The 18,475-nt window shown below is 36.4% G+C and carries 13 protein-coding genes and 1 pseudogene; 5 read left to right on the top strand and 9 right to left on the bottom strand.

The features are described 5' to 3' along the window. Window positions 1-41: 41 nt before the first annotated feature. The 5 genes from LNM86_RS02040 to LNM86_RS02020 form a co-directional block, all read right to left on the bottom strand. Window positions 42-800, bottom strand: coding sequence for a F0F1 ATP synthase subunit A (locus tag LNM86_RS02040; RefSeq protein WP_241438227.1), 759 nt, complete (start codon window positions 798-800; stop codon window positions 42-44). Between the two features lie 7 nt (window positions 801-807). After that, window positions 808-1,233, bottom strand: coding sequence for an AtpZ/AtpI family protein (locus LNM86_RS02035; protein ID WP_241438226.1), 426 nt, complete (start codon window positions 1,231-1,233; stop codon window positions 808-810). Between the two features lie 949 nt (window positions 1,234-2,182). Continuing rightward, a complete protein-coding gene (gene der / locus LNM86_RS02030; protein ID WP_241438225.1) occupies window positions 2,183-3,610 on the bottom strand; it encodes a ribosome biogenesis GTPase Der in 1,428 nt (475 codons plus the stop codon). 4 nt (window positions 3,611-3,614) lie between these two features. Continuing rightward, complete coding sequence (locus LNM86_RS02025) at window positions 3,615-4,286, bottom strand: tetratricopeptide repeat protein (RefSeq protein WP_241438224.1); 672 nt, start codon at window positions 4,284-4,286, stop codon at window positions 3,615-3,617. 613 nt (window positions 4,287-4,899) lie between these two features. After that, complete coding sequence (locus tag LNM86_RS02020; protein ID WP_241438223.1) at window positions 4,900-6,672, bottom strand: SLC13 family permease; 1,773 nt, start codon at window positions 6,670-6,672, stop codon at window positions 4,900-4,902. Window positions 6,673-7,050: 378 nt separating this feature from the next. Between LNM86_RS02020 and LNM86_RS02015 the strand changes: the two genes are divergently transcribed. The 3 genes and pseudogenes from LNM86_RS02015 to LNM86_RS02005 all read left to right on the top strand — a co-directional run. Continuing rightward, on the top strand, window positions 7,051-8,742 hold the full coding sequence (locus LNM86_RS02015; protein WP_241438222.1) for an aq_1923 C-terminal domain: 1,692 nt from the start codon (window positions 7,051-7,053) through the stop codon (window positions 8,740-8,742). A gap of 154 nt (window positions 8,743-8,896) precedes the next feature. Then, window positions 8,897-10,255 (top strand): Na+/H+ antiporter NhaA, encoded by a 1,359-nt coding sequence (nhaA, locus tag LNM86_RS02010; RefSeq protein ID WP_241438221.1) that lies wholly within the window; start codon window positions 8,897-8,899, stop codon window positions 10,253-10,255. Window positions 10,256-11,152: 897 nt separating this feature from the next. Next, window positions 11,153-11,413: pseudogene (locus LNM86_RS02005) on the top strand (Arm DNA-binding domain-containing protein); the annotation flags it as partial. Window positions 11,414-11,522: 109 nt separating this feature from the next. Here LNM86_RS02005 and LNM86_RS02000 read toward each other — a convergent pair. Then, the gene (locus tag LNM86_RS02000) at window positions 11,523-12,779 is read right to left on the bottom strand and encodes an aspartate kinase (RefSeq protein WP_241438879.1); all 1,257 of its coding nucleotides are present in this window, start codon (window positions 12,777-12,779) and stop codon (window positions 11,523-11,525) included. Window positions 12,780-12,975: 196 nt separating this feature from the next. Between LNM86_RS02000 and ubiG the strand changes: the two genes are divergently transcribed. Beyond that, entirely contained in the window at window positions 12,976-13,719 is a 744-nt protein-coding gene (gene ubiG, locus LNM86_RS01995; protein ID WP_241438220.1) for a bifunctional 2-polyprenyl-6-hydroxyphenol methylase/3-demethylubiquinol 3-O-methyltransferase UbiG, read from the top strand. Between the two features lie 19 nt (window positions 13,720-13,738). On the opposite strand, the gene grxC is transcribed toward ubiG, so the two are convergent. Together grxC and LNM86_RS01985 are read right to left on the bottom strand one after the other, a co-directional pair. After that, window positions 13,739-13,993 carry a glutaredoxin 3 gene (grxC, locus tag LNM86_RS01990; protein WP_241438219.1) on the bottom strand — a complete coding sequence of 85 codons (255 nt, stop codon included), beginning with the start codon at window positions 13,991-13,993 and terminating at the stop codon, window positions 13,739-13,741. A gap of 44 nt (window positions 13,994-14,037) precedes the next feature. Continuing rightward, a complete protein-coding gene (locus LNM86_RS01985; protein ID WP_241438218.1) occupies window positions 14,038-14,823 on the bottom strand; it encodes a ComF family protein in 786 nt (261 codons plus the stop codon). Window positions 14,824-15,010: 187 nt separating this feature from the next. Between LNM86_RS01985 and LNM86_RS01980 the strand changes: the two genes are divergently transcribed. Then, complete coding sequence (locus LNM86_RS01980; RefSeq protein ID WP_241438217.1) at window positions 15,011-15,895, top strand: methyltransferase domain-containing protein; 885 nt, start codon at window positions 15,011-15,013, stop codon at window positions 15,893-15,895. 14 nt (window positions 15,896-15,909) lie between these two features. On the opposite strand, the gene LNM86_RS01975 is transcribed toward LNM86_RS01980, so the two are convergent. Beyond that, on the bottom strand, window positions 15,910-17,265 hold the full coding sequence (locus LNM86_RS01975) for an L-cystine transporter (RefSeq protein WP_241438216.1): 1,356 nt from the start codon (window positions 17,263-17,265) through the stop codon (window positions 15,910-15,912). Between the last annotated feature and the right edge of the window lie 1,210 nt (window positions 17,266-18,475).

Below are 18,475 nucleotides of genomic sequence, written 5' to 3'. Positions count from 1 at the left end.
AAAGCGAAATTGCACCATTCGACGAAAAACCGCCAGTTCTATTAATGTCCTGGATGAACTGCATCATTAAGATACATACATGTTAAAACTGTAAAGACGTAAGCTTGAAGAAATGCTACCAAAAATTCAAGAGCAGTAATCGCTACAGTCATAATAAGTGGCAAAATTGAACCACCGATTCCTACAATCCCTACCCCAATCATTGAAACAATGAAACCAGAAAATACTTTGAGGGTAATATGACCCGCAAGCATATTCGCAAAAAGACGTAGCGAAAGGCTAATAGGACGAGAAAGAAAAGAAATAACCTCAATCATCGTCACAAGAGGCAAAACAACAACAGGCACACCACTGGGAACAAACAGTTTCAAAAAACGAATCCCATGCTTATAAAAACCATAACCTATCACCGTTAAAATCACCAACATCGCCAACGAAAATGTGATCATAATCTGAGAAGTAATTGTATAAAAGTAAGGGAAAAGACCAATAAAATTCGCGACTAAAATAAAAGTAAATAGGGAAAAAACTAAAGGAAAAAATTGCATTCCCTGTACACCAGAGGATTCTCGCAGAGTTGATGCTACAAATTCATATGCCATCTCTGAAAGAGACTGCATTCGCGTTGGGACTAATCCACGACTTGATGATGAAAAAAAGAGAAAAACTGAAGTTACAAAAACTGTAGCTACGATAAAAAACGATACGTTCGTAAAGGAAAAATCCATATTTCCTACGGAAATCTTAATCAACCGTGAAATCTCAAATTGATGAATAGGATCTGGAGCGTGCGATGTCACTTCAACCTCATTTATCGGACCTTTTATCGGCCCCTTTATCTTGGCGCAATACGCCTTTCTGCCTTAATGGACTGGAAGCAACATACCCCACAGACCGAAGAATACTCAATACACCTGCAGCAAATCCAAGAAAAAGAAAAAATACCAACCCCCATGGCAATGAACCTGCTAATTTATCAAAACCCAACCCCAAAACAGCACCTACAATAATACTCGCCAAAAACTCACTAGAAAGCTTAACCGCTTGGGCTATCTTCCCTCGTGACTCTTCTCCCTCCTTATCAGTTTTTCGCTCTTCTAATGCTCCTTTATGCATTAAAGCTCTTGCTAAGTTTTCTCTACGACATTCCAAATCCTCTGACTGATAGCATTCCTCCTGTTCCTTTCCTTCGGATTCCCGCAGCGGTACACTCGGCTCACTGCTCTTCACCATGTTTGGCTCCTTAATCCAAAAGCAAAGTATAAGGTTGTCTTATCAAAAACGTGCGTATCATATTGCTCTCAAATTTGTTCGTCAAGACGCTAAAAAAAACTATCACAATTATCGCATATTAGTTTGATAAATCTTGTCACTCAAACAGCTTTATATCACCATTCTCAGCTGCATATATTCCTTATTATCTTTAGAAAATGATGTTTGATATCTTATCTTTAAACATATTGATAAAATATTCTTTGAAAAATAAAATCTTGTACCCTTCATCCATTGTCAAATTTTAATATGATAAAATTTTAAAATGTATCGGTAAAACCTCTCTCTTTTTAATGTACAACATAGAACTATAATTTATAGACGTTATGCAAATAAATCTATGGAAACAAGACCTTAAACATAAAGAATCTAATATTTTGTATTCCTGTAATCCACATCCTGAGTTTTTGTCCTTATAATTTCATATTGATCGTATAAAAAATATTTTTGTTTCTATAAACTGCTACAAATTAAAATTTTTATCTAACAATTAAAAAATGCTTTTTTTAGCAGTATAATTCCTTTCTCCTGCTTACATTTGTTACATTTCTCTGCATTAAGATCCTTTATTAAAAAGATTGTTTTCTTTTTAATCAGTTTTAATCTGTGTGTTGGTTATCCTCACAGCATATGAATAAATGATTTTTTATTTTGATTCAGAAAGTTTGAAATACAGAGAGTCTAGAGTCTTAAGAAAACCCATTATCATTCACTATAATGATAAATTATTCTTATAAAGTAATATATCGATTAATAAGAATATTCCTCTTTTCTTGAAGGCAATGCCACAATCATTCTGAAGTAATGAACGCATTTTCTATATTAAAATGTAACAATTTATAAAAATGCTTATAGAAAAACTTGTTTTATCATAAATACAGACTTCATTCGCTTTAAAGAGAGAGAAGAATTATTTCTTTTTTGAATGTGGTGCAAAAGGATTATCAGATGCGCGTAATGATATGCGAATTGGTACACCAAGCATATCAAACGTATCACGTAATCCATTAGAAAGATAACGTAAATATGATTGTGGCATTACCTTTGGTCGAGAACAAGAAATTACAAATCCAGGAGGACGCGTTTTAACTTGTGTTATATATTTAACCTTAAGACGGCGCCCTGAAATTGCAGGTGGTGGATGATGCGCAACGACAGTTTCAAGCCATCTATTCAATTTTCCTGTAGAAATACGGCGATTCCACACACGATGCAGCATCGTGACATTTTCCATTAGTTTATCAATCCCTTGACCGTATTGACCCGATAAAGGGATGGCTCTTAAACCACGAACCTGAGGAAGAAGGCGACTACATTTTTCATGCAAATCAATCAATGTTTCTTGGCTATTTTCAATAAGATCCCATTTATTAAAAGCAATAAGGGGAACACGCCCTTCCCGAATCACAAGATCAACAATTTGTAAATCCTGTTTTTCAAAAGGTATCGTTGCATCAAAAACAATTACGACCACCTCTGCAAAACGAATTGCACGCAAAGTATCCGCAACGGAAAGTTTCTCTAATTTTTCTTGGATTTTTGATTTTCGACGCAAACCTGCGGTATCAAAAAGTTTAATATGACGACCACGCCATTCCCAATCTACAGAAATAGAATCACGTGTAAGTCCCGCTTCAGGACCTGTTAACAACCGATCTTGTTGCAGCATACTATTGATGAGAGTTGATTTTCCTGTATTTGGACGCCCCGCAATGGCGATACGAATGGGTTTACTTTCATCGTAAACAAATCCTTCCTCTTCTAAATCATCTCTATCATCACCAACAGCTACAGGTTGTACAGCAATATATGCTTCTTCTTTGTTGTTTTCAAAAGTGTGTGTGCTCCCAACAGCTCCTACAATTGCATCACGAAGATCTGTAAGACCCAACCCATGTTCAGCAGAGATCAGGCAAGGCTCTCCCAAACCTAATGACCATGCTTCATACTCTCTCCCTGTGGCTGCCTTTGACTCAGACTTATTCGCAACAAGCACAATCGGTTTGCCTGATTTACGAACCAATGAAGCAAAATTTAAATCACTCGGCGTTATTCCGCTCTTCGCATCAAACACAAATAAAATCAGATCTGCTTCATCAATAGCAACTTTTGTATGGGAACGCATACGGCCTTCAAGTGTATGATCACCAGCTTCTTCTAACCCAGCCGTATCAATCACATCAAAACGCAAATCTTGAAGTTTTGCCGCATGAATACGCCGATCCCGCGTAACGCCTGGCTTGTCATCAACCAAAGCTAATTTTTGCCCAACCAAACGATTAAAGAGTGTTGACTTCCCAACATTGGGACGACCAACTATAGCAATGGTAAGGCTCATAAACTCATTCCTTATTTGCCTTGCCTTCAGCTTGTATCAGCTCAAGCATCATTCGAGCCCGATCTTTTATTTTTAATCCTAGAGACTCCTCTTCAGAAATCTTTCGAAAATAAGCAACAGCCTCATCCATTTTACCTGCTTTATAAGCTGCCAGGCCTAAAGCCTCTCTTGCCGACATACGCATAGGATCAATATCATTTGCCATCTCTTCGACACGCTTTTTGACGTCATCAAAGTTCCCGCTATCAACCAAAATATAAGCCGCTCGAATTTTTGCAACTTTTCGTAAAATTTGCGGTGCTACTTTATCATCTGCAACAGAATCAAAGATCTCCACCGATTTAACAACATCACCTTGTTCCATAAATAAAGACGCTTCACGCAAACGCGCTAGAAAAGGATAGCCACCAAAATTCGAGGCTTTAACATTTTCTAATTGCTTCATCGCTTCATCAAAGTGACCTGTATCTGCAAGTTCAAGGCTTTTTAAAAATGCATCACCAACATGACCCGCTTTTTTTATTTGCTCATGATGATAAATTTGATAAGTAACAATCATCAGAATGAAAACAATAATTGCAACAATCACTGAAAAACCATAACGTCTCCAAAAAGCAAGAGCTTTTTCCTGACGAACCTCTGCATTAACTTCAGCAATAAAACTATCATATGACATATAATGTACCTTGGAAAAATTACTTTCTATGCTTGTACGCATAAATGAACAAAGATGGTAGCCCCCATGAACTAAAAACTTAAAATTTCTAACTTATTAATTTTGCATCAATGTATAAAAGTTGCTTGGACTTTTGCAACCGCATCAATCAAAAATGATATAACTGCCTTTTTATTTATATTAAAGTTTTTATAGCCTTTCTTACAAAAAAGCTATCATAGCTCTCATATTCACTTTTACTATGCAAATTAAAAGCTATTTGTAGCCCCTGCTTCGTTCCTCGTTCTCTATACTGGAATCACTCCTATAAATTTTCAAAATAATATTTTTTATCATTCTTTCTAAAATCTGTTATTGTAGAATGGTTATGATCCATTAGAAAGTTTTTAATAAAAAGATATGATCATATTTTTATAATTGAAAATACTTGGAATCAAATAAACAAGTCTTATTATCCAAAATAAAAAAATGCCAAAACGCCAAAACACTACGATAAAACTCTATTGCTAATCAAAACTACGAATATACCTCTTCGCACAAAGTGTCTCTTTTAAATTGATTTTTATCGAATGGACGACCTTTTGTGACTGAAACTTACGATTTCTAAAATACTCTACTGTAATGGCCAAATCCACATGAGCATTGGAATAGCAACTATGACTATCAATACTGCCAACGGCGCTCCAAAACGTGGATAATCACTAAAACGGTATCCTCCTGGCGCCATTACAAGCATATTACTTTGATGTCCAATAGGTGTGAGAAATTCACATCCCGCACCAATTGCAACAGCCATCAGAAAAGCCTCAGGTTTATAATGGAGGGAATGGGCGAAACTCGATGCGATTGGTGCGACCATCATAACTGTTGCTGCATTATTCAAAAATGGCGTTACCAACATGGCTGTAACCAGCATAAGTGCTAACGCACCAGATGGTGGGAAAAATACCGCTAATTGGCTGAGCCATTGACCTATAAGATCTGTACATCCTGTCTTCTCTAGCGCTTCACTCACAGGAATAAGAGTTGCTAATAAAACCAATATTTGACCATCTAATGCTTGATACAAGTCACGTGCTGGCAAAACGCGAAAGATAACCATCGCTGCTGCTGCTGAAAAAAAAGAAAAGGCAACTGGAACAATATGAAAAGCTGTCAAAATAATTGCTATAAAAAGAATGGCTAACGAGACAAAACCATGCCGTAAATTACCAAATACAATATTACGCTTAGCTAATGGCAAACATTTCAGTTCTCGTAATAAATTTGGCAGAACCGTATCTTGACCCTGTAAAACGATCACATCTCCAAGATGGAAAACAATATCACCAAGCCTCCCTCGTACTCTTTCATGTTGACGACTTAATGCAAGCAAATTTACAACATAGCGATCAAACAATGAGAAGTCTTTTGCATTGATACCAATAAGAGGTGAATTATGCGTGATAACGGCCTCAATAATATCAACATCGCTGTCCTTATCACCCGTGGGAATGATTCGACCAGAGAAAAATTCTAAACGCGCTGAATTCATTACACTGTCTAGTCCCGTATGCGAACCTTCTAGCAAAATAATATCGTTTTCAGACAGAACAAAATCTGGCAATGGTGAAATAGATACTTTGTTTCTGATAACTTGAAGCACCATAACATCACCACCTGATGGTTTAACGAGATCAACAATCGTTTTTCCCACAATCGGTGAATTTGCTGGAATATGTACTTCTGAAACATAGTTACGAATATCAATAGCATCATCAAACGACACACCGGAACGCACACGGACAGGTAAACGCCAAGCAAAAAAGACCAAATAGAGTACACCAACAGTAGCAACAGCTGCACCAACTGGTGTAAAATCAAACATGGTAAAAGAGACACCCGTTAAACGTTCTTGCATCGCTGAAATAACAACATTAGGAGAAGTCCCTATTTGTGTCATAAGACCACCAAGTAAAGAACCAAATGCCATAGGCATCAAAAAGACAGAAGGTGAAACCTGAGAACGCCGTGCAAATTGAAAAGCAATAGGAAGCATAATAGCCAAAGCGCCAATGTTTTTAACAAACATTGATAAAAATACGACAGAAATAACCAAAAAAGCCAATTGAAGGCGCACTGATTTTACATCTGGCCATACCCGTTGTATAATAAACTCCATGATACCAGAACGCGATACAGCCGTACTGACAACAAATACACTTCCCACAATAATAACAATATCATTGCTAAAACCACTAAAAGCCTCCTTCGGACTAACAAGGCCAACGATACAAGAAACCAATAATGTGCAAATAGCGATAAGATCATAACGGAATCGATCCCAAATAAAAACAACCATCATGAGACCAATGATAGAAAAAGCCATTATTTGATTTTCTGTCATAATACCCATCTCTCCCCATTAGACTATAATAAACACATAATATGTTTTAACTGTTCCTATAAACAGTAACAAGACAAAAGCAGCTATGGATACACTTTAGAGCGTTTCAAAGCGATAAAAAATTATAAATAGTCTATACTTTCCTTCTCTCCACTGTATAAATACTTTTTTATAAAATGCCGTAAGCAAAGAAAATTGGTAACAATTAGTAAAGGTGTATTGCAAAAAAGATGGAAATAACTCTAGATGTAAAGAGTGGGTAAAAAGAGATAATAGATACTGTTGAAACTGATATACGCTATATCTTAATCTTTATCATTGCTTAAAGAAATCTATCTCTGCTCTCATGAGAGAGTTATAAAATTGAAAGAAGAAATGATGAACAATCTTAATAACGGATATAGGAGTAATCTCACATACTGGCTCACATGTATTATTGGATTTGTTGCTATCTTAGCAATTATAGTTGTCGGTAGTTTTTATATAGCAAAGCCCTATCTTGACAGTTTTGTAAGACGAGAAATAGCCCGCCGTTCCATAAAAGCAGAAACATCTGAAGTCAGTATCATAGGAAGAGTCAATTTGACAAATGTTACACTCCCTGTCCCTACTGGCACATCACTTAAAATTGGTGCTATTTCTGCCCGCCCTCCTATTTCCTTTATTCCTGGAACTTTCACACTGTACAATGTTGATTTAAAACATAATAATATTCACGTACAAATTCCCCAAATCTCTCTTAACAGTGTATCATTAAAGGGAAAAGATACCGCGATTACATCACGTCTTTTGCAATCAATTATGCGTATTGAACTTGCATCAATTGTTGCTCCAGATATACAGTTTTCTATAGAAAATAAAAATAAATTGACCCAAACAGTTGAAGTTAAAAATTTTCGGCTTTCTGGTTTAAAAAATGGTCATATTCGTTCTGTTAGCATCAAAAACATGGACCTTACAACAATAGCCGGAAATGGTGCTGAACAAATGCATCTTACAGCCAAAAGCGATACCATAAAAGCGCATGACATTGATATTAATTATGCCTATTCTATCATTTTTGGAAAAAACAATGCTTTCAATCAAGGGAAAACTGTTACCGGACCTATTTCTCTCAATAATATCATAGTCAATCTTTTTAAAGAAACAGAAAAAAATACGTCTTTCTCTCTTGGCCAATTTAAAACATCCGGTCTAAAAATGAAACCGCTTGAACAGACACCTGAAAAATTGATCAAAGCTTATCTTAATGCCAAAAAGGAAAATAATCAGGTCGCTGAAAAGACAATGCGAAATGATATTCTTCTAAATACATTGCTCGCCATTACTTCAGCTGATGCCCAAATTGATAATGTCACCATTGATACCCCACAATTGAAAGCAACACTTCAATCATTTGAATTCAAACCCAGTTTGTGGAAACAGCCTATACCTAAAAAAATTCTTCTTTCTCTCGATAACTTTTCAATTTTACCAAAAAAAATAGAAGAAAAAGACTTAGATTTCTTCAAAAAAATGAACCTTGAACGCTTTGATATTTCAGGAAAACTTGATGCTGCCTATGATGAAGAAAAGCGTATGATTTTTCTTAATGCAATGGCTTTTAACATCAAAGATATTGGTTCTGGAAAGATATCAGCTAAAGTTATTGATGTTGATAAAACACTCTTTTCTGGTCAAAAAAACATAATGATTGCTGCTTCTCAAAACCTTGGAATTAACCAAATTGATGTTCGCTATACGGATGCTGGTTTTATTGATAAGCTTTTTTCTTATCTTGCACAAAATCTAAATGACAGCAAATATGATCTCAAAAAAGAACTCTATGACGATTTCTATCTGATGATGACGCAAAGTCCAAAAATATTTCTAAAAGATTATGATCAAGCCGAAAATATTTCAAAGTCTTTTGGTGACTTTGCTAAAAATCCTCAAACATTGACCATTAAAATTAAAGCAAAAGACAACAAAGGTCTCACAATAACTGATCTTGAAAACGCACTACAAAGTGATTTGTCTACAGCTTTGAACAAAGTAGATCTTATGATTAAAAATGAAGCATCACCTTAAAAAATATCCGTTCAGCTTTGAACATGATAAACTTGTCTATAAAGTTAAGAACTTTATTCCTCTTTTTTCTTTTCTATGATATAGAAGGGCATTCTATAGCTTAGTTTGCATAAAAAAATTATATTAATAAAATTGTCGATACTTGGAGTTGTTCATGTCTGATTTATCTTCAAATCGCTTGCCTAATCGCGCTTCTCGTGTCACAAATCAAGCACTTTCTGCTCTTGAGCGTTTTCTCCATATTGAAGCTCTTAGCGGTGTCGTTCTTTTATTAGCTGCTGCTGCTGCGCTCATTTTTGCTAATTCTCAATATGCTTCTCTCTATGAATCCTTCTGGCATACTCCTTTTGGCTTTAACTTCGGCCATTTTACCCTCTCATGGGATTTACATTTCTGGGTTAACGATGCTCTCATGACTGTTTTCTTCCTTGTCGCAGGAATGGAAATTCGACGTGAAATTCATGAAGGCGCTCTCGCTGATTTTAAACAAGCAATTTTGCCAATTGTTGCCGCAATAGGTGGGGTTTGTCTCCCTGCAATTATTTATCTCAGCTTTAACTTTAATGGGGGGCATACGCATGGTTGGGCTGTACCAACAGCAACAGATATTGCCTTTGCTCTGGGTATTCTAGCTCTTCTTGGCAAAAACATTCCTTCTAACCTTCACATTATTCTCTTATCTCTAGCAATTATTGATGATATCATTGCTGTTCTCATTATTGCTTTCTTCTACTCCACAAATATTGATCCTAGTGGTTTAATCATCGCCGCAGCAGGAATTGCCTTAGTGTTGTTTTTTCAATGGATTGGTCTTGCTTCAGCATGGCTTTACGTTCTGCCTGGTGCAATCATCTGGTGGGGCTTAATGGTAACAGGTGTTCACCCATCACTTGCTGGTGTAATCTTAGGTATGATGACCCCAGTTTTTCCTACCCGAACTTTAGTAGCACCACTCACCATGCTAAGCAACGCGATGCAAATCCTCCAAGAAAAAAATGTCAAAACAGATTTGCATCATATCTCAACTGCACTGAAAAAAATGCGCAAAGGACAACGCGATATGATTGCACCAGTGACGCGTGTACAGAAAACTTTGCATCCATGGGTTGCCTATGGTGTTATGCCAATTTTTGCCTTTGCAAATGCTGGTGTTAGTTTTGAAAATTTTGATCTTTCTTCTTATGAATCATTCTTGATCGTCTTCGGTGTTGTTATTGGTCTTTTTGTTGGTAAGCCCTTAGGAATTATTTTTGCTAGTTATTTAGCTGTAAAAACAGGACTATGTCGCCTACCTCCTCAAATGACTTGGACTGGTGTTTTGCTCATTGGATTTTTAGCGGGAATTGGCTTTACAATGTCTATCTTTGTTTCAATGCTTGCTTTTAAAGATATTACCTTACTTGATTCTGCAAAAATTGGTGTCCTTTGTGGATCTGGTTTGTCTGCTCTTGTCGGCCTTGGATATGGAGTTATTTACATAAAGCGCAATAAAAAGAATCTTCGTAGTTCTTAATCATTCAAAAGAACAGTGCTGTTTATCATCACTTTAAGCGGTTTTGATTTATTTTTTGAACCGTGATTGAGTTATAATTGTGGAAACGGATAAGGAAAAAAATCTCACTTGCTTTATTTTCCTACGACTACACAAAAGAAGAATCTTATCCTCTTTGAAACTTCTTTCAATTTGCTAGTAAAATCTCTCAAAAAAAATCATAAAAAATGACCTGTGATTTTCATCACAGGAATGCGTCTTCATCTCATCTCCAACATTCATTGAAAGCTTAACGAACTAATGAAAAATGATGATGTCTGTCGAGATAATCTACAAACAAAAAATATAAAACAGATATTTGATTGCAAACCTTTGTAGCAAACGAGATAGATTTCAGACATCTCAACGCATTATTCCTATAACTGTGCAAACTATGGTTTTTATAACAATGTGCGTATCAGTTGATTTATTGGCAATTATGGAAAAAATTGTTATGTTTGATGTAAATGGCTTCGTCTCTAAAGCTAAAAAGAAGACAAATCAAAAATCTTAAATTGATATACTTAAGAGAAAAGAAGGCTTTTGTGCTTTTCTTAAATTGAAGATACTTTTTTACAAGTCATTATGGCACAAACCTTCACTCTAGATTTTTATTCACTCTCATGGATGAATAATAACCTTCTTTTTATACATATAGCTTATTGATTTTTATATTCTTTTTTAAGATTCGGGATGCATAAATACATGTATGGGAATAGAATTTTCTAACATTTCTTTCAATTATTGCAAATCAACAGTTCTTTTTAGAGTGTCTAACTTTTGCTTATCCATCTTTTGAAATGCGTGAAGATATTATCGAGCGCATCCATAAGGCGGGCAAAATCGATAACAAACATAAAGACAAAAAACATGATCCACCTTCATAAGCGTAAAGATGGTGGTGCTCAGTGGATTTTACGCCATACCATTCATGGACGCCGTCGCGAAATGAGCTTAGGTGCTCTTTAAGAAATGTCTCTTAAAAAAAAGCACGTGAATTGGCAACTGGGTGGCGTTCTGTTTTACACGAGGGACGTGCCCCCATTAAAGAACGTGAAAAAAAAGCGTGAGGCAATGCGCAATCTTCATTCTCTCAAAGACATTGAACTCAACATTCACAAAAATTCCTATGCGCGTCTTTGAACGAGGAATACCTCCCTCCTCCTAAATAGTCAGGATGGGGACCAGAACTCCCTCCATACATCAATACTTCAGATTATTGAGAAACCTTTTTAAAGCTAAAGAATGTTTAGCCCTTATCAAGCCCATAAACAGCATGTAATGTTCTCACTGCAAGCTCAGTATAAGCGCTGTCAATTAAAATAGAAATCTTAATCTCGGAAGTTGTGATTGCTTGAATATTAATACCTTTTTCCGCCAAAGCATGAAATGCCGTAGCCGCAACACCTGCATGACTGCGCATGCCAATACCAATAACAGATACCTTGGCAAGATCGCTTTCAAATTGGATAACATCAAATCCAATTTCTTTATGGTTTTTCTTAAGAAGGGCGACCGCCTTCTCTACATCTGCAGACGGTACCGTAAAAGTCATATCGGTTTTTGAACCATCTTCAGAAATATTTTGTACAATCATATCGACATTAATGCGCGCTTCGGCTAAAGGTCCAAAAATTGCTGCGGAAATCCCCGGGCGATCTGAAAGTCTACGGAGAGAGACTTGTGCTTCATCCTTAGCAAAAGCAATACCAGTAACATTTTGTTGTTCCACAATTTCATCCTCATCGCAAATAAGTGTTCCAGAAGAATTTATCGAATCCCCCATGCCTAATGCATCGGGATCCTCAAAACTTGAACGCACAAAGGTACGAACTTTATGAACCATTGCCAATTCAACAGAACGAACCTGTAAAACTTTTGCCCCAAGAGAAGCCATTTCTAACATTTCTTCAAAAGCAACCTTTGGTAAACGACGTGCCTTAGGTTCTATACGTGGATCGGTTGTATAAACGCCATCCACATCTGTATAAATATCACAGCGGTCAGCTTGTATAGCTGCCGCTATAGCAACAGCACTCGTATCTGATCCACCACGCCCTAAAGTAGAAATCCGATTATCCGGAGCTAACCCTTGAAAACCCGCAATGACAGCTACCTGACCTTCCTGAAAACGTTCTATTAAAAAAGAACCATCAATATCTGTAATGCGTGCACGACTATGCGCGCTATCCGTATGAATAGGGATTTGCCAACCAAGCCATGAACGCGCATTTATGCCCATTTCTTGGAGTGTAAGAGCCAATAAACCCGCCGTTACCTGCTCACCAGAAGCAACAACGACATCATATTCACAAGCATCTTTATGTCTTGGCGAAGCATCACATGTCCACTGAACGAGCTCATTGGTTTTTCCAGCCATCGCGGATACAACAACGGCAACCTCATTACCAGCATCTACTTCTCTTTTAACATGCCGTGCAACATTGTGAATACATTCAATGTCTGCTACAGATGTTCCGCCAAATTTCATGACAATCCGCGCCATCAATAACACTCTTACCTTTATATTTCTTATCTCAAATGGCTGTAAAAATAAGAACTTACTCTCGTATCAACAAACCATCTTTTCACATATAGAATATCTATCATTTGTGCAAGTTCAGTTATATTTATATTATTTTCTCTTGACTTTATAATAAAATCTATCTGACTTGATCATGAAAAAGAAAAAGGAGAACAACATGAAGAATGAAATGCGTACCACTATCGATCAAAATGAAATTGATCATTTTTCACGTATTTCTGCCGAATGGTGGAATCCACAGGGAAAGTTTCGCCCACTTCATCAGTTCAATCCAGCACGTCTTGCTTATATTAGAGAAAAAATCTGTTTAGAATTTCATCGCGATCCTGTTTCACTTATGCCCTTTGAAAATTTGAGAATTCTTGATATTGGCTGTGGGGGTGGTTTGTTATGTGAACCAATGGCACGTCTTGGTGCTATGGTCGTAGGAGCTGATGCGGCACAAACCAACATTGAAGTTGCAAAAATCCATGCAACCCAAAGTGGTCTTTCAATTGACTACCGCACGACTACTGCCGAAACATTAGCCAATCAAGGAGAGAAATTTGATATCATCCTTAATATGGAGGTTGTTGAACATGTCGCTGATGTTAACCTCTTTATGGCAGCTACAGCAAAAATGCTTAAACCACAAGGGCTGATGTTTGTTTCAACACTCAACCGTACATGGAAAGCATGGGGACTAGCAATTATAGGTGCTGAATATATTTTACGTTGGCTCCCAAAAGGAACCCATGACTATAAAAAGTTCCTAAAGCCTCAGGAACTTAATAATCTCTTATCAAAAAATTCTCTCACTGTTATCGATAAAATCGGTATTACTTATAACCCCTTAAACGACAGCTGGAATCGGTCAAAAGACATGGATGTTAACTATATGCTTCTTGCAAAAAAGTTCTAGATGAAACAATTCATGAAGCCTATGTGTCTTGCAACAAAGAATTGAGCTTTCCCTCATCTTCTAAGGCGTAAAGATCATCACAACCGCCAACATGGTAATCACCTATAAAAATTTGTGGAAATGTGTTGCGCCCATTTGCTCGCTGTACCATTTCTTCGCGACGAGATGTTGATGCGTCAATATCTGTATATTTTACTCCTTTTTTATCAAGCAAATCACGTGCCCTCGTGCAGTAAGGACAGTTAGGGCGAGTATAAATTGTTATCTGTTTCATAGTTATTCTCCCATGTTTTTTTCTAAGTTAATTTTAAGATTCCCTCAAGAACTAGGAAGTATAGAGGCTTCTTTTAGGACACGCGAAAATGTTAGCACATCAACCTGTCGTGCACCTGCGCGTTTCAATGTTACAGCCGCTGCTGTAACAGTCGCGCCTGTTGTGAAAACATCATCAATCAACAAAATAGAACGTCCCTTTAAATATTTTTTAACTTTGTGTGGCACCTCAAAAGCATTCAACACATTTATTTTTCGCTCTCTCGCAGATAAATTCACCTGCGGACGGGTATGTCGACAACGGACAAGCCAGCCGGGCTTAAAAACTTTTTTCTGCGCCATTGCAATATAACGAGCAAGCTCTGCAGATTGATTATAACGTCGTTTCAAAAAACGACGAAAATGCAAGGGAATGGAAATAATAACATCACAATCATTAATAATCTCACGTCCAGCAGATATCATCCAATTGGCCATAAAAGATGCCAATTCTATATGATCACTATATTTCAATCGTGTTACCAAAGCTTGCGCTATCCCTTTATGAACAATAGCCGAACGAACACGCGAAAAAGGAAGAGAACTTTTGAGAGCTTCACCACTGAGAAAACCTTCCCCCATATCACAAACAAAAGGAATTCCCATAACAGGACAATAAGGTTTTGTAATAAACTGAAGACCTTTCCAACACTCAGAGCAAATCGTACCATAGGCAGAAACGCTTTGCTTACACCCAGGACAAATCGGCGGATACAAAATTGTTAGCAAGCGTTCAATCAACTTGCTTAATATATTTCCGCTATTTAAAGCCATTCCTTGAAAGCATAACATTATTAATTCAGGCTTTTACAGCTTCCCTGTATGAAAAAATCTTTTCTCTTTTTTAATTTTAATTCCTTTAAAATCTCTTACCTTTTATAAATTTGTTTTTCTTTCACATCATAAGCTTGACAGATCTTGCGCAAAGTGAACCTTTGTAAAATATACTTTTAATAATAGAGTGAAAGTCTTTAACAGTATGTCGCATCCTTTAATTTTTGATCATGATCGTATTGAGCAATTCCGCAAACGTGCTTTCAAAAAAGCAAAAGAAGGATGTGACTTTTTATTGTCCTATATGACCGAAGACCTTTGTAAACGTCTCAGTACTATTGATCGTTTTTTTCCATTAGCGCTAGATTTACACAGCCATACAGATCTGGTAGCGCAAACTTTACTGCACTCTAAAAAAGTTCATTCCGTAGAACGCGTTGAAACCGATATACTTTATCAAAGTCGTGACAAAAATTTTCATTTGCGTCCTCGAGAATTCCTTAACTTTCCTCAAAACTATTGTGACCTTATCGTTTCAATTCTTTCCTTACAATTGACCAATGATACCCCTGGTGTTTTGAGTCAGATAAAAAATATTTTAAAACCAGACGGCTTATTCCTAGCTGTTATGGCTGGAGCTGGTACACTTGTAGAATTACGTGAATGTCTCCTCCAAGCTGAAATTGAAATCTATGGCGGTGCAAGCCCTCGAATTTATCCTTTTGCCGATATTCGTGAGGTCGGTGCTCTTTTACAGCGTGTAGGTTTTGCTCTACCTGTTGCAGATATTGAAAACCTCACTATACGCTATAATACAATGTTTGATCTTATGCATGATCTTAAAGCGATGGGAATGCAAAATGCGCTTATCAAGCGCTCACGACGGCCTGTATCGAAGCGCTTTTTTCTTCGTGCAGCAGAAATCTATGCACAACGATTTAGCGATCCGGATGGGCGCATTCGCGCCCAGTTTTCTTTCATATGGCTCTCTGGGTGGACTCCTCACCCAAATCAGCAAAAACCTATTCCACCTGGTTCGGCACAAATATCTCTTGCAGATGTTTTAGGACAAAAATCCAAAAAACCTTAGATTTTACATGAAAATTATTTTTCAAAGATGCTTTTATCCGTTACCCGTAACATTTGACTTGTCATCGTTCCAGCCAACATTGAATCACTTACATTGAGAGCTGTACGCCCCATATCAATTAAAGGTTCGATAGACATAAGTACAGCAACCAAAGAAACGGGTAGCCCCATTATTGGCAATACAATCAATGCTGCAAAAATAGCACCACCACCAACGCCCGCAACACCAATAGAACTCAACGTTACAACACCAACAAGAGTAACAATCCAAGTAGGATCAAGGGGATTAATCCCCACAGAGGGTGCTATCATAGTTGCAAGCATCGCTGGATAAATACCTGCACAACCATTTTGCCCAATTGTTGCTCCAAAAGAAGCCGCAAAACTCGCAATTGATTGTGGAACACCAATCCATTGCGTTTGCGCCTCAATATTCAAAGGAATACTTGCCGCACTTGAACGGCTGCTAAAAGCAAATGTTAAGACAGGCAAAACCTTTTTGAAAAAACGAAACGGATTAATTCCTGATATGCCAAGCAACACGCCATGAATTCCAAACATAAAAATAATACTAACATAGGAAGCGATAATAAAAATCAATAAATCTAAAATGTCCGCAACACGTGAAGTCGCTCCTACCTTCGTCATAAGTGCAAAAATACCATAAGGTGTTAAAGAAATTACTATACGGACTAACCGCGTAATCCAAGCTTGAGCCACTTGAATGAATAAAAGCGCTTGTTCCCCTTTTTCTGAATCATCTTTCTTTAAAAGAAGAACCGCAGCTCCCAAAAAGGATGCAAAAATAACGACACTGATAATTGATGTACGCCTAGCTCCACTTAATTCAGCAAATGGATTTTTAGGAATCAAAGATAAAATCATCTTCGGTATATTCATATCTCCAAGTTGAGAAATACGTTCACCCAGAAGAGCAGAAATATCTTGCCCTTCATGCACCAAACCGTTCGCTGTTAATCCAAAAAAATTAACCACAAAAATACCGACCAACGCTGAAAGAGCCGTTGTAAAAAGCAATATTGAAATGGTCATTATACTCATTTTACCAACAGCATAAACAGAATGCAACTGAGCAACGGCTGAGACGATAGAGACAAAAATCAATGGCATAACAATCATTTGTAGTAATAAGATATAGCCATTACCAACAATGTTAAACCACTCAACGGATTTCAACAAAGTGACTTCACCTTCTCCATAAATAATCTGTAAAACACTTCCAAAAATCATACCAAGAATAAGACCCAACATAACCCGTAATGAAAGGCTCCATTTCATCCTGTTACTTTGAGCAATCCATAACAAGAGAATAACAAATAGAAATAAATTGATGAAAAAATTAAATGCCATTGTTTATGCCCACTATTGTTATGCTTGAGATTGAATAATACGCATAGCGCAAAATTAATGCATGCTATTCGAACATAAAATATAAATCTTACAATGCTTTTACAAAATCATTATTTTTAATTTATAGGCTAGAAGAGAATTTTTTGCCTCTTAATAGTTATCTAAAGGAAATAAAAAATTAAATGATGCATTTATTTCCCGATTATTTATAAAATTTTATTCTCAAGAAAAATATTTCTAACAAGGAATCAAAATATCAACATCTTCCATTGAATTTCAATCATAAAAGAACAGCTTCAACATGCATTACCATTTAAATAATGCCATCGTTCTTTCTTACTGTTTTGGCGTCATAAAATTCTTACAAAAATAATAAATAGAGTGCTAAAATAATTGTATAGCTCGTTTTTCTAAAAGTACGATAATATATTATTATGTAAATTTATTTTTTATGGAAGAATTGCCTATTTTTGGCAAGAAAATAAAGAAATGTCAGAGCTAGATCGAACAAATAAAAAATAAAATTAAGCCCTTTGGCGTTAACCAAAATGAGCAAATTACAAATGCGAATTCTATAGCTCATTTTTAAAATACAGCTCCTGTTCACACTCTTAATATACAGATATAGCATATCATGGATATGAAAGTAGAAATAAGATCACTCGTCATTATCATTCAAAAAATAAAAATATGTCTCGTAAACAACAAAGATCATTTGTAGATGCACCAAAAACAGAATAGGATGCGGATAAAACCATTTGAGAAAAAACCAAATATGTCTCTTATAAATCATCTTAACGCAAGCTAAATAGAACTTAAATTATGAAAATCATGATGATCTTGATCTTTTTTCTTGCATAAGTCAAAGATAAACGCACTGATAAATATCTATATAATCGTTTGATTTATAAGAATAATTTATTGTAAGTTGAATTGTAAGTTGAATGGAATCCGCCAATATCCTAAGATTCTCTTATTTCAAACCTATTTATGTTGAATCAAACCATCCCTTTGCACGTCATAAGTGGGATTATCGTGGGGATAAAAACCCGTTAGGAAAAGCATAAATGTCTTTCATGAATCGTCTTAGCAAGGGCTGTTGCAATATTGGGGTCTGGTACAGAGTATGATGATTCCGGCAATGCATTGTCTCCTTCATAAAGAATATCAAGTGAGGACGATTGAAAATAAAAAAGCTCTCTCAAGAAAT

The sequence above is a fragment of the Bartonella machadoae genome, from assembly GCF_022559585.1.
GTDB lineage: Bacteria > Pseudomonadota > Alphaproteobacteria > Rhizobiales > Rhizobiaceae > Bartonella > Bartonella machadoae.
The sequence above is the reverse complement of the archived record's forward strand: the minus strand, read 5'-3'. Positions and strand labels throughout refer to the sequence as shown.